This window comes from Rurimicrobium arvi (assembly GCF_039540495.1).
GTDB classification, from domain to species: domain Bacteria; phylum Bacteroidota; class Bacteroidia; order Chitinophagales; family Chitinophagaceae; genus Rurimicrobium; species Rurimicrobium arvi.
This window is the reverse complement of sequence record NZ_BAABEZ010000014.1, coordinates 72,471-85,844: the sequence shown is the minus strand read 5'-3', so window position 1 is coordinate 85,844 and position 13,374 is coordinate 72,471. Positions and strand designations below refer to the sequence as shown.

The 13,374-nt window shown below is 48.0% G+C and carries 12 protein-coding genes; 8 read left to right on the top strand and 4 right to left on the bottom strand.

Annotated elements, in window-relative coordinates:
• Window positions 1-40 precede the first annotated feature (40 nt).
• Window positions 41-1,057, top strand: a complete 1,017-nt coding sequence (locus tag ABD846_RS05715) for an NAD(P)/FAD-dependent oxidoreductase (protein ID WP_344823701.1) — start codon at window positions 41-43, stop codon at window positions 1,055-1,057.
• Here ABD846_RS05715 and ABD846_RS05710 read toward each other — a convergent pair.
• The gene (locus tag ABD846_RS05710) at window positions 1,035-1,820 is read right to left on the bottom strand and encodes a queuosine precursor transporter (RefSeq protein WP_344823698.1); all 786 of its coding nucleotides are present in this window, start codon (window positions 1,818-1,820) and stop codon (window positions 1,035-1,037) included. The two genes, ABD846_RS05715 and ABD846_RS05710, sit on opposite strands and share 23 nt — an antisense overlap.
• A gap of 232 nt (window positions 1,821-2,052) precedes the next feature.
• Between ABD846_RS05710 and hppD the strand changes: the two genes are divergently transcribed.
• The 3 genes from hppD (at window position 2,053) to ABD846_RS05695 (ending at window position 4,863) form a co-directional block, all read left to right on the top strand.
• A complete protein-coding gene (gene hppD, locus ABD846_RS05705) occupies window positions 2,053-3,186 on the top strand; it encodes a 4-hydroxyphenylpyruvate dioxygenase (protein WP_344823695.1) in 1,134 nt (377 codons plus the stop codon).
• A 101-nt stretch (window positions 3,187-3,287) separates the two neighbouring features.
• A complete protein-coding gene (locus tag ABD846_RS05700) occupies window positions 3,288-4,067 on the top strand; it encodes an exonuclease domain-containing protein (RefSeq protein WP_344823692.1) in 780 nt (259 codons plus the stop codon).
• 94 nt (window positions 4,068-4,161) lie between these two features.
• A complete protein-coding gene (locus ABD846_RS05695; protein WP_344823689.1) occupies window positions 4,162-4,863 on the top strand; it encodes a polyprenol monophosphomannose synthase in 702 nt (233 codons plus the stop codon).
• A gap of 38 nt (window positions 4,864-4,901) precedes the next feature.
• Here the strand turns inward: ABD846_RS05695 and ABD846_RS05690 are convergent, their stop codons facing one another.
• The gene (locus ABD846_RS05690) at window positions 4,902-5,165 is read right to left on the bottom strand and encodes a hypothetical protein (protein WP_344823686.1); all 264 of its coding nucleotides are present in this window, start codon (window positions 5,163-5,165) and stop codon (window positions 4,902-4,904) included.
• A 115-nt stretch (window positions 5,166-5,280) separates the two neighbouring features.
• Here ABD846_RS05690 and ABD846_RS05685 point away from each other — a divergent pair, with 115 nt between their 5' ends.
• Together ABD846_RS05685 and ABD846_RS05680 are read left to right on the top strand one after the other, a co-directional pair.
• Window positions 5,281-5,697, top strand: a complete 417-nt coding sequence (locus tag ABD846_RS05685) for a hypothetical protein (protein WP_344823684.1) — start codon at window positions 5,281-5,283, stop codon at window positions 5,695-5,697.
• A 17-nt stretch (window positions 5,698-5,714) separates the two neighbouring features.
• Window positions 5,715-8,540, top strand: coding sequence for a PKD domain-containing protein (locus tag ABD846_RS05680; RefSeq protein ID WP_344823682.1), 2,826 nt, complete (start codon window positions 5,715-5,717; stop codon window positions 8,538-8,540).
• Window positions 8,541-8,836: 296 nt separating this feature from the next.
• Here ABD846_RS05680 and yidC read toward each other — a convergent pair whose 3' ends face one another.
• Window positions 8,837-10,639 carry a membrane protein insertase YidC gene (yidC, locus tag ABD846_RS05675; RefSeq protein WP_344823679.1) on the bottom strand — a complete coding sequence of 601 codons (1,803 nt, stop codon included), beginning with the start codon at window positions 10,637-10,639 and terminating at the stop codon, window positions 8,837-8,839.
• A 225-nt stretch (window positions 10,640-10,864) separates the two neighbouring features.
• On the opposite strand from yidC, the gene ABD846_RS05670 reads away from it, so the two are divergent.
• On the top strand, window positions 10,865-11,911 hold the full coding sequence (locus ABD846_RS05670; RefSeq protein ID WP_344823676.1) for an NAD(P)-dependent alcohol dehydrogenase: 1,047 nt from the start codon (window positions 10,865-10,867) through the stop codon (window positions 11,909-11,911).
• An 83-nt stretch (window positions 11,912-11,994) separates the two neighbouring features.
• Here ABD846_RS05670 and ABD846_RS05665 read toward each other — a convergent pair whose 3' ends face one another.
• Window positions 11,995-12,876: a TlpA family protein disulfide reductase gene (locus ABD846_RS05665; RefSeq protein ID WP_344823674.1), complete on the bottom strand. Its 882-nt coding sequence runs from the start codon at window positions 12,874-12,876 to the stop codon at window positions 11,995-11,997.
• Window positions 12,877-13,117: 241 nt separating this feature from the next.
• Here ABD846_RS05665 and ABD846_RS05660 point away from each other — a divergent pair, with 241 nt between their 5' ends.
• A complete protein-coding gene (locus ABD846_RS05660; protein ID WP_344823671.1) occupies window positions 13,118-13,333 on the top strand; it encodes a hypothetical protein in 216 nt (71 codons plus the stop codon).
• Window positions 13,334-13,374: the final 41 nt, after the last annotated feature.

The window sequence follows — 13,374 nt, the reverse complement described above, 5'->3', positions numbered from 1 at the left end:
GCACAGAAAGCGTTCGGTATTTTTGCCGGACGCTTTTTTTATGCATGTAGATTACCTGATATTGGGACAAGGACTGGCCGGGACGCTGCTGAGCCGGGAACTGCTTTCGCGCGGGCATAGCGTATACGTGACAGGCCGTGAGCTCAGGCAGTCTGCAGGTATGCACAGTTCTGCGGTAATACAGCCACTGGCCGGTCGTAAGCTGCACCTGCGGCCGCAGATTGAGGCGGAGCAGTCCTGTGCCCGGTCCGTTTACCAGGATTTTGAAGCGATCCTGCAGACAGACCTCCTCCACGAACAGTCGCTGTTGCGCTTTTATACGGATGCCGCAGAGCAGGAACTGTATGAGCAAGCCTTGAGGAATGGAACTCCTTTTCTGAACGGTACTGATTCTACGGACGCGGAAGCCGCCTCCGTATTCGAAAGCCCGATTTTCGGTATGGCGAAGATCGCTCCTGTTTACAGGATCGATGCCTCGCTTTTGCTGGAAAGCTGGCAGAATTACCTGAAAGAGCGCGGAGTGTTCAGCGAAGCAAACACTGCAGATAAGTTGCAGATCAATGCCGGTAAGCCGGTGGTAATGGAAGGCTTGACGGCAGATAAGCTGGTGTACTGCGAAGGAAGTTCAGGCCGCGCAAATCTGCTTTTCCCGGATACTATCATGAACAGAAACCGCGGGGAGTATCTTGAATTGCACATACCAGGATTAAACGAGCGATATCTGTATCAGGGCGCGCTGAGGCTTGTGCCCAAGGGCAATCATCTCTGGTGGTGCGGCAGCAATTATACATGGGAATACGCTGATATGCAACCGGATGCCGGATGGAGACAAGCTGCATTACAAAGCCTGCAGCATTGGCTGAAAATTCCTTTTACGCTCATTGGCCACAACGTGGCAGAACGTCCTACTACAGCGGGTCAGCGTCCGCTGCTCCTGCAACATGAAGTTTATCGGCATTGTTACTTTTTCAACGGGTTGGGAACACGGGGGTATTCTGCGGGGCCTTTGCTTGCACGGCAAATGGCAGATATGCTTACTCAGCTTCCAAACCCATAGCTGCTTTTTTAAGGGCGGCCACTCTTTCAGCCCCCAGGTATTTTTCGATGAAATACTCCACTGCATAAATAACGGGTGTGAGCACCAGTGCCATAATCGCTTTGTAGCTATAGTTCACCAGGCATATGGCGAGTACACGCTGCATACTCCAGTCTTTGCCTATATGGAATGCGATGAACAATACCACGAAACTGTCGAAAAACTGCGAAACGATTGTTGAGCCCGTTGCGCGCAGCCATACTTTTTTTTCACCGGTTACCCGCTTGATACGGTGAAACACCCATACATCGATGATCTGACTCAACAGGAAGGCTGCTATACTGCCGGCAATGATCCACATACCCTGTCCCAGCACGGAATCGAAAGCGATCTGCATATCTGGAATGCCTGCTGCACGCATGCTGCCTGCCCAGAAAGACTGATCGGGCGGTACCCGCAGTGCAAGGTAAAACATGGCGAACGCATACGCTATGAGCGATACGGCGATATAGCTGATCCGGCGCACGGCTTTAGGTCCGAAATATTCATTGACGATATCCGTCATCACAAATTCCAGAGGCCACAGAAGTACCCCGCAGGTAAGGGTGTAGGTGAGTCCGTCTTCCCCGAGCAATGAAAACGGATGAACCGGCATGCCAAGCAAGGTTTCCAATGAAAACAGCTTCCCCCCGATGCATTCGGCAATGAGTGCGTTGGCCACGAAGAAAGAAGCCATCACCACAAATATTTTTACGGCTTTGTCTTTCAGAAAGTAATGAGACATACGGGAGATTGTTTGTCCGGTAAAAATAAGTAATTGAATCGTTTGCAATTTCTCCATCTTTTGGCCGGGACGTATAAAATGCAAGCGATGTTTCCGTAAATTTGTACCATAAGATGAAAGCGTTCTATTACCTTAAGCGCAATTTGCTGCGCATGCTTGCGATGGCTGAGTGGAGTACGTGTGGCTAATTTTTGTAACAGCAACATTATTCCAAACTAAAAAAATTATAACAATGTCAGAAACATTAAGCTTCGCCCAGAAAATTGCTAAAGCAGCAGACTTTTTACCGATCAACGGTACCGACTATATCGAATTTTATTGCGGTAATGCCAAGCAGGCCGCTCATTATTACAAAACAGCCTTCGGATTCCAGTCAGTAGCATATGCCGGTCCGGAGACGGGCATGCGCGATCGTGCATCTTACGTATTGCAGCAAGGTAAGATCCGCCTCGTGCTGACTACCGCGTTGAAGTCCGACAGCCCTATCAGCGAGCACGTGAAAAAACACGGAGATGGTGTTAAGATACTTGCTTTGTGGGTGGACGATGCTTACAGCGCGTTTGAAGAAACAACGAAACGTGGCGGTAAACCGTACATGGAGCCGACAACCGTTACCGATGAATTCGGAGAAGTGCGTATGTCCGGAATTTATACTTACGGGGAAACAGTGCACATGTTCATCGAACGCAAGAATTACAAAGGCGCATTCCTGCCCGGTTACGAAGTATGGGAAAGCAACTACAACCCGAGCGACTGCGGTTTGCTCTATGTAGACCATTGCGTGGGTAATGTTGGTTGGAACCGCATGATTCCTACCGTAAAATGGTATGAAGAAGTAATGGGCTTTGTGAATATCCTGTCGTTCGACGATAAACAAATCAACACTGAATATTCGGCGCTGATGAGTAAAGTAATGGCAAACGGCAACGGGTATGCCAAGTTCCCGATCAACGAGCCTGCTGAGGGTAAGAAGAAATCCCAGATCGAAGAATACCTCGATTTCTATGAAGGAGAAGGCGTGCAGCACATCGCTGTTGCAACAAAAGACATCGTGAAAACAGTAACGGATCTCCGCGCGCGTGGTGTGGAATTCCTGAGCGCTCCTCCCGATGCTTATTACGAAATGCTGCCGGAACGTGTAGGTTCAATCGATGAAGATATTGCGAAACTGCAAAGCCTGGGTATCCTGGTAGACCGCGACGAAGAAGGTTACCTGTTGCAGATCTTCACAAAACCTGTTGAAGACCGTCCGACACTGTTCTTCGAAATTATCGAGCGTCACGGAGCACAGAGCTTTGGTGCAGGAAACTTCAAAGCCTTATTCGAAAGCATCGAAAGAGAGCAGGCAAAAAGAGGTAACCTCTAATTGGATAATTAAGTGCAATAAAGACCGAAAGACATCTTTCGGTCTTTTTGTTTTTAATACCTTCGCATATCCGGTATAAATCCGGTATTCAATTCAGTCCGATGAAACTCACACTCAAACGTCCCATTGTATTTTTTGACCTTGAAACCACAGGAACGGATACCGCGAAAGACCGTATCGTAGAACTCGCTTTCGTGAAGATCAGTCCTGACGGCAGACGCGAGAAATATGTAAAGCGCATCAATCCCCAGATGCCTATTCCGGCCGAGTCTACAGCCATTCATGGCATTACCGATGCGGATGTGGCAAATGAACCTGCATTCAGGCAGATCGCCCATGAACTGCACCATTGGATGCAGGGCTGTGATTTTGGCGGATATAATGCCCTGCGCTTCGATCTGCCTTTGCTTGCAGAAGAATTTTTACGCTGCGGTATTGATGTCGACTTTACGGAGAGGGCAATGGTAGACGTTCAGCAGATATTCTTCAAAATGGAGCAACGCACGCTGAGCGCGGCGCTGGCCTTTTATTGCGGCCGCAGCCTCGATCATGCGCATAGCGCAGAAGCAGATATTGACGCAACGATCGACGTGCTGGCGGCTCAGCTCGAACGCTACGAACAGCTGCCGCATGAAGTAAAGGCCCTGCATGATTTTTCCGGATCCAATGATACGATCGATTATGCCCGGAGAATGATCATGAAAGACGGAGAGCCTGTGTTTAATTTCGGCAAATACAAAGGACGCAAGGTGAAGGAAATATTACAGACCGAGCCGAGTTACTACGACTGGATGATGAATTCAGACTTTGCATTGCATACCAAACAGAAGCTTTCTGAAATTTACAACGAGCTGAAACTCGGTCGTCTGATGAAGAAATAGAAAGGAGCGTTTGCAGAAAAATGAAGCGGATCTGCCCCTTTTTGAATATATAAGCTACGAATTTTGTTATTTTGCCGACTAATTAATACGCCGATTGGAAAAAATAGTCATCATACCTACTTATAACGAAAAAGAGAATATCGAGAAGATCATCCGTAAGGTGATGTCTTTAGACGGCGATTTTCATATTCTGATAGTTGACGACGGTTCGCCCGATGGCACTGCGGATATCGTGCGCGGGCTGCAGAGCGAATTTTCCGGACGCTTGCATCTTGTTTGCCGTTCGGGCAAACTGGGTCTGGGGACCGCTTATATTTTCGGCTTCAAATGGTCGCTGGAAAAAGGCTATCGTTTTATCTTCGAAATGGACGCGGATTTTTCCCATAATCCGGATGATCTGCTGCGTTTGTATGACGCCTGCAAAAACGGTGCAGATCTCGCAGTCGGCTCCCGGTATGTACGCGGCGGAAAGCTGGTCAACTGGCCGCTTCAGCGCAAGCTGATTTCAAAAGGAGGGGCTATTTACACCAAGCTGATCACCTGGATGCCTGTGGAAGATCCTACGGCAGGCTTTGTATGCTATCGCGATGAAGTACTGAGAAAAATTCCGCTGGACGAAGTGCAGTTTGTCGGATATGCTTTTCAGGTAGAAATGAAATACCGCGCCTGGAAGCTTGGCTTCAAAATAAAAGAAGTGCCTATCACCTTCGTTGATCGCACGGAAGGAGTTTCTAAGATGAGCTCCGGAATTGTGAAAGAGGCGATGTTTGGTGTATGGAAAATGAGAAATTTCTGATGATAAAAAAGCAAGAGCGAAACTCTTGCTTTTTTTATTTAGAAGTGTATCTCCGTAATGCTGCTCAGCGGAATATGTATGCCTCCCTTTAACTGTATGCCTTTATCAGAAGCAGACCATACGGTTGTTTCGACCTGAAATGTTCCCTCTGCCGTAACAAATGTAATTGCCGTTTTTCCTTTGTGTTCGTTTCCGAGCCTTACGGCATAATCCAGTTCCTTCTTCCACTTACCTGACTGATCCGTTGGCGCTGGTTGAAAATGAAGCTGGCCGATTTTTTCCTTTTCAATTCTTTGGGTCATAGTAGTAAAGTTTAGCAGAGGTTAAGGTACATTTTTTTGAAATATTCCAACCATATTAATTACGTGTGCGTCTATCAGTATAAGTAACCCTATAATAATTTAAACCCGCAAGAACATGAAAAAGTTACTATTGCTGGGCTGTGGCACTTTTTTGTTAAGTGCAGCGGCCAGGGCTCAGTCTGCTGTTCCCAATCCAAATCTGCAGGCCCAGGAGCGAATGGATGCGCGACAGGAACATTTTATCTTTCCCGTTAATGCCAATCACAGTTACAACGTTGTTTTCCTGATGTACCCGCGTACGCTTACCAATGAAGCGAACGTGATCCTGCAAACCAATGATCCTTTTCTGTTCCATGCAACAGTTACCGATGAAACCGGCAGGCAGGTGCATTCCTGGAAGCCTGATCAGCCAAATACACGGTTTTACGCGCATTGGGACCTTTCCAAATACCGTCCCGGCAATTATACCGTTCACGTGTTTAAGGCCGGTAAACAGGACGAACTGTACCGTTTCGAATTTGCCAAACAATAACCCTAAAGCATCCCATAATGAAAACGACATTTATCAGATTTATAAGTGCGTTGCTGCTGCTGTTTGCGGCACGTAATGCACATGCCCAGGGCTCTTTTGTTCAGGGCGATTATGTGGACGTAGGCGTGGCTTCCACCGGCGCCTTTGGCTCCTGCACCGTCCCGGCCGGATATCATCCTAATGTATTTCAGGTATGCGGAGGCAGCTATGTCTACGTACTTGGTTTTGTATCTGACCCCGATAAGGACGGATGGAGCGTTGCCTCTCCCGGCCGCGCCAATTATATGGGAGATTACTTCGTTCCCGGATCTCCTTACGAGGGATGGGATCTCCAGTACACCACCACCGGCTCAACGGTTGCACGCTACCGTAATGATGCATCCGGCGGAACCTGTCCGGCAGGTTGGACCTGTGGTCATACCGGCACGGTTGTTACCCCTCTGGATCAGACAACCACCTGGCAGGGCAGCAGTGCCGATCTGCGGGTAACGCAGAAGACAGTGGTGAAAAAGGAGAAGTTGTATTTCGTGGTCTACGTGGATGTCGAAAATATCGGCAGCACAAACGTCAGCAATATTTATTACTTCCGCGGACTTGACCCCGACAATGATCAACCCTGGACCGGGGGCGGATTCAATACTGATAACCGCATTGTATTCCAGCCGAACAGTATATCACGCAATTGCCTCGTAACGGCTAACGGGCGCGGCTATCCCGATCAGGCCTATCTTGGTCTCGGTACGAAAGACTGCCGTGCACGCTGTTGTATTTTCACCAATGCGAACTGGCCGTTTTTCGGACAACCATCACAAGTATATTCACAATCCGGCGCTGCTGCACCGGCGGCGGGTTATTATTACAACGTAGGAGACGTAACGCTCAATCAGGATTGGGCAATTGGCCTCGTATTCAACCTGGGCACCCTGAGCCCCGGTCAGAAAACATCACTTGCCTTTACATACATCCTGAAACAGTCTGACCTGGATTCTGCGCTCGGAGAAACATCTCCGCGATTTGAATCCGGTGGAAGCCCGTACTCTCCTTATTCCACATTCCGCGTTTGTCCCGGAAAAACAGTAGATCTTAAAGTGATCAACGGCGGACAATACAAATGGATATGGACAACACCTTCGTTCCCGAATTATATGAGCGTTACCGGAGGGTCTACACTGGTTCCTCCCGGCGGAACCATTCCTACGGTCACCGGAAGCGTTACTTATCCTTATGGCGCAGTGTACGGAGATTCGCTCACGGTAACCGTATGGGGGCCTAAAACCTACACGGCAATGGGTATCTCTAACTGTGACACGCAGTATCTGGTATTCTATGTAGATACGATCAGCTTTTCTGTTCCTCCATCTGTGGTATCGCCGGTACGCTATTGCGAAGGAGCCACAGCAACACCGCTTTCTGCCACTCCTGCGGTCGGGGCCACGCTCAACTGGTATACAGTGCCCACGGGCGGTAGTTCTGTACCCCGACCTACGCCGTCGACAGCATATACAGGAATTTCCGGTACGGATTTTGATACCACGAATTATTACGTAAGCCAGACCAATAGTGCCGGTTGTGAAACGCCCAGAGCACGCATACAGGTGATAGTCACTAAAAAGCCTTCGACTCCGAGTGTCAACGACAGGGTGTACTGTATCTGGCAGCCTACCGAACAGCTGTCCGCAACCGGAACCAATCTGAAATGGTATGATGCTGCGGCCGGAGGAAGCCGCTACGCATTACCTCCCACTCCGCTGAACACTTCTGCAGGCGTGCAGAGCTTCTGGGTAACACAGACCGTCAACGGTTGTGAAAGCGATCGTAAACAGCTTGACGTAGAGATAAGCGAGGCTAAAGCCGCGTTTGTAAAATCGGACGATTCCCTGTGCGGTCCTGAAGTACTGAAGCTCACTAATAATTCCACCACCAGTTCAGCGGGAAGCTATACTTCGGTTTGGTCTTTCGGCGATGGTACCGGAGCCACCGACAGCAACACCGCTCACAGCTATGCAGACAAAAGAGGAACCTATACTGTAAATCTCAAAGTGACAAATGTTCATGGTTGCAAGGACAGCACGAAGCAGACAGTGGAAGTATTCCCTGTACCGGTAATCAGCGTTACATCCGATACCACCCGTATCTGTCAGGGTGATGCCGTAAACTTCACGGGTAAGGCAACGGAAGGTTATCGCAGTCTTTACTGGGATTTTGGTGATGGAGACCCTGCATACGGATCTCTACAAGTAAGGCATTCGTTTACCAAAGGCGGCATTTTCAATGTGCAACTGAAAGGAACTTACCCGGCATGTCCCGAAGTAAGTGCGGGTCTGAACATCGAAAGCGTTTCGTTACCCAATATCAATCTCGGTGAGGACGTTAGCTTCTGTCCGGGAAGCAATCCGCTGGTGCTGCGTAATCTGAACAATATTCCGGTGGATCACTACTCCTGGAACACCGGAGATTCCACACCATCCCTGCGTGTAAGTACTCCCGGAATTTATGCACTGCGTGCACAGAACTGGAAGTGTAGTTCTGCAGATACCGTAGAAGTGCGTAAAGGTTGTTATCTCGATATTCCGAATGCATTTAATCCCGGATCGGGCAATGGCAGCAGTGGCTATTTCCTGCCGCGCAACCTCTTATCCGAATCAGTGACCACCTTTAGCATGATGGTATTTGATCGCTGGGGTCAGTTGATCTTCGAATCGGATAAGCTGGACGGCAAAGGATGGGATGGCACCTATAAAGGTCAGCCGATGCCGCTGGGTGTATATGTTTATATCATCCGTGTTTCATTCGCTAACGGTATCAGTGAACGTTACGATGGTAATGTAACGCTGATGCGCTAAGCGATCTGCGATAGAAGTGTTGATTCTTCAGAAAGCCGCGGTCTTTTGCCCGCGGCTTTTCTTTTTGTGCGAAGACCGCATAAGCTGTCCGTGAAACAAATGGCAAAGCGGAGCGATTTATATCCCGCCTCCTCAGACATACATTACGGTGCGTGGGCCAACTGCATAGTTGCAGCGGGAACGCTTAAGGGGCTTCTGTAATCGTCCCGTCCGGCAATGCGTCCAACGGTCCTGTGTAAAAAAGAAGCGAGGACTTTCAGGGTGAAAGTCCTCGCTTAAATGAAAACAGGTGTTTATTATTTTTTGATATTCTTAGGGCCTTGTTGTTGTTTCTGGATTTCAGCCAGGCGTTCCGCCCATTTGGATGAAGCAGCAGGTTTCTTTTTGTTTTCCTGGATCTGTGCATGCACTTTAGCTTCATCGATAAAGAACTTCTGAATGATGAACTGTTGCAGGATGCTCAGCATATTGCTCACGAAATAGTAGAAGGTAAGCGCTGCTGCCATTTTGTTGAAGAAGCCCATCAGGAAGATCGGGAATACAAAAGGCATCCATTTCATCATCGGGTTGTTCGGATCCTGCGGTGTATTGTTACGATTGTACAAAGCAAGGAATAAGCTCGATAAGGTCATCAGCAAAGTGAACAGGCTGATGTGATTTCCGTAAACGGAAGACAGGAAAGGTATCTGTGTCGACCATGTTGTGATCGCATCGTACGTGGACAGGTCATCTGCCCAAAGGAAGGACGCCTGACGGATCTGGATGGCCGTAGGAATGAAATAATACAGGGAAAGCAGGATCGGCAACTGGAACAGCATCGGCAGACAACCTCCCAGCGGATTCACTCCCGCCTCACGGTACAGTTTCATTTGCTCCATGCTCATTTTCTGCTTGTCATCCCCGCAACGCTCACGCAGCTCATCCAGTTCCGGTTTCAGAACCCTCATTTTTGCAGAAGACAGGTAAGATTTGTAAGTAAAGAAAGATAACAGCAGGCGGATGACGATAGTCATCAATACGAGCACGATCGCTACGTTGCCAACCGAGCTGTACAGGAACGTGAACAGGGGCAACAGGAACCACTTGTTGATATACTTTACAAACGTGAATATGCCATAGCCGTATGGAACCATATCCTCGAAGTGTGCATTGTATGCTTTGAGGGTATTGTGATCGTTTGGTCCGATATACCAATGGAAGCGATACAGTTGTTCGCCACCGCCCTTAACCGGCAGATCGAAGGTGAATGAGCTTTTGGATACAAAATCCTTATCCGGGAATTTTGTGTTGGATTTGATATTGGTACGTGCGAATCCTTCTTCCGATTGCAGGATGGTGGAGAAGTACAGCTGACGGTAACCAAGCCATTTTACCGGTTTGTCGAGTGTCTTGTTTTTCTCTTCGTTTACGGTAAAATAATCATTGTCATCGTCTTGGAAATGATAGTAGATCTGCGTCGCAAGCCGCTGGTTATATACGTCTTTTTCCGTGCTCAATCCTTTCATATCCCATACCAGGGGTATTGCCGTGCCTGATGCCCCGCTTACTTTCACCTGGTAATCCATCATGTTATTGTCCTTCGCAAGCGTGTACAGGAAAGACACCTTCCGGCCATTGCCCATATCAGCGGTCATTTCCACTGATTGTCCGCCGTTCGCATCTTTTCGCACTGTCGGTACAAAATACAGGTCAGCGGTGCTTACATTTCCTTTATCGGAGGGCATTACAAGGCTCATGCTGTTGCCTGCACCATTAAAGATGTATAAATCCTGCTTGTTGTATGTTTTATAACCTTTTACCCGTGCAGCAGTCGGGTATCCGCCTTTGGTGTTGAGCGTAACTGCGATCTTATCGTTTTCCAGGACCACTTCCTGCGCCATACCATGGAAGGCCTGCGGCAACAGTGAGTCGGTACCTGCCGTTGCTTCAGTGGTTACTTTGCTTGTGTCGATTGCTGCTTTGGGATGCGTCTTGGCATATGCAATGGAATCGGCATGCACCTGTTCGCGGTATTTGGTCTGCTGATGGTTCGAATAGGTAAAATAACCAATCAGGATCGCCACCAAAAGTCCAAAACCAATGGCTGAATTTTTATCCATAATTTATATATACAATGAAATTGAGCCGCGAAGGTAAGCATTGTATCCCTGAAATGGATGCAACGGAGCGAAGTCCCGTGACCGGAAATCGGTGAAAATGCGGTCTGTCGATACCTTATTGGCAATAATTATTGAAATAGAACTATTAATAATGCAGGTTCGAGCAAACGTCCTGCTACCTTTGCCCGGTATTATTAATCCTAACATTAAAATCCCGGTTATAAAATGAGCACAGCAACCAAGGCATTTGCCGCGTATAACGCGACAGACGATATGGCTCCGTTTTCCTTTGAAAGAAGAGAAGTGGGGCCCAGAGATGTGAAGATCGAAATCAGCTATTGTGGGGTATGCCACTCTGATCTTCACCAGATCCGTAATGAATGGGGTGGTACCGTTTACCCGATCGTTCCGGGACATGAGATAGTGGGGCGCGTTACGGAAGTCGGCAGTGAAGTACGCAAATTGAAAGCCGGTGACCTTGCCGGGGTAGGCTGTCTGGTAGACTCCTGCCAGTCTTGCGACAATTGCAAAAAAGGACTGGAGCAATTCTGCCGCAACGGGTCTACCGGAACGTATAACGGAAAAGATAAGCACCTCGGAGGTGTGACTTATGGCGGTTATTCCCAGAGCATCGTGGTAGATGAGCATTTTACACTGAAAATATCCGAAAAGCTTCCGCTGGAAGCTGTTGCTCCTTTGTTATGCGCGGGCATCACCACCTACTCTCCGTTGCGTCACTGGAATGTAGGGAAAGGAACGCGCGTGGCTGTCGTTGGTTTGGGCGGACTCGGACATATGGGTATTAAGTTTGCGGCGGCTTTCGGAGCTGAAGTGACCATGCTCAGTACCTCTCCGGAGAAGGAAAAAGATGCTAAGCATCTCGGTGCGCACCATTTTGCACTGACCAAAGATCCGGCGCAGATGCAGGCACTTACAGGCAAGTTCGATTTTATCCTTGATACCGTTTCTGCTCCGCACGATTACAATCAATACCTGCAAATGCTGGATACGGACGGCGTAATGTGCTGTGTGGGTGCCCCTCCGACACCTTCCCAGATCATGGCCTTCAGCCTCATTGGCGGCCGGAAGACACTGGCCGGTTCACTGATAGGAGGTTTGCCCGAAACACAGGAAATGCTGGACTATTGCGCCGAACATAATATCGTTTCCGATATTGAACTGATCCCGATGCGTGATATCAATAAAGCGTATGAGCGTATGCTGAAAGGTGATGTGCGCTACCGTTTCGTGATCGATATGGCGAGTTTGTAAAGCAACCGATAGATATAGTATAGTCATTTAGTAAGGGCTGGCCGGAAATCGGCCAGCCCTTACTGTTGCAATGAGGCTACTCCCTATAGCCGTTTTAAGTGTAGTACTTTTTGCATGCTGCCTTTAAGGTTGCCCCGATAGATAATTTTATTTTGATGAATGACCAATACGGTAGGGTATACTTTGATACCAAACACGGTATCGAGGCCATTCCCTGTCGCGACAGGAAAAGATGCTCCTTCCCTTTGTATAATATTTGCCGCCGTACCTGCAGAGTCACGTTCAGCGTAGGGGATAAAGACCGACTGTACCCTGACATCCTGATTGTCTTTTTGCAGTTGATAAAAGCTATCCAACGTGCCAAAAGCTGCAATGCAATTGGGACAGCCGCTGTTCCAGAAATCCAGCAATACCAACTTATTGGTAAAGCTATCTGCGCTTAGTGTATCACCGTTCAGCAGTATGCTTTTCCAGTTGGTTGGCACAGGTTGTGACACATCGTTCTTAATCGTTCCGTAACTCCTGTAATTGAACCTTGCTTCGGCAAACCAGAAAATATTAACCAGGTAAAGTACCGAGCTGAGTGTCAATACAAGAATTTTCACCCTTGCAGAAGCGAGATAGAACCAGTAGGCCAATACCGGAGCCAGGTAGAAAGGCAGTACATTCGGCCATATAACCGTAGTGATGCAGCTTTCCGTAAAGCTAAACTTCGTGGAATTGCTTAATGACTCCAGGAAATCTACGACAGCGTCTAACTGGAACAGCACTAAAGGTGCAGCCATATATCTGCTGAAAATAAACCACTTACTCAGGGGCAGGCGATGCAATAGCAGAAGCAAAATGATGAAAGAACCGGGGAATACAACCCAGAGGTCCAGTTCCAGCGAATACATCGATATTGGTTTGGTGAATATAATAAGCGCTGTACTGACGCAGAAGGGCACCCATTTTTTCTCTTTCATATTTAGTTATTACAGTAGGTATAGGCTGGAAGTGAATCTGCCTATTTCGAAAATATCTACCGGCGAATCAATATGAAAGAATAATTACCCCTACTTATGTATGGTTCTTTAAACACTCATAATTGATTGGCGGGATGACCGGAAGCATTGTCCCTGTTGGATAGCGGGAGGAATGCTTGTGCCGCCAGTGACAAACGCTACAGTCGGATGCCCTACTTTTGTTATTCCTAATGATTAAAGTATGTATCCTCTTTCAGTAAACGACGAATTGCAGCAGCTCAAACAGTCTTTGCGTGCACTCGGGATAAAAGTGATAAAAATCGAAAAGGCGGGCAATGGAAATATGGCTGCGTTCCAACTTTTGTATGTTAAGCCAGGATCGGATGAAGTGCGCGAGACATTTTTCTGGCGGCACGATACGGATCGCTTTCTCGAAAAAATAAAGGCATCCCTGTAATGGCGTATTATGGTCTTATAATAAAAGAAGAGGCCCGCTGT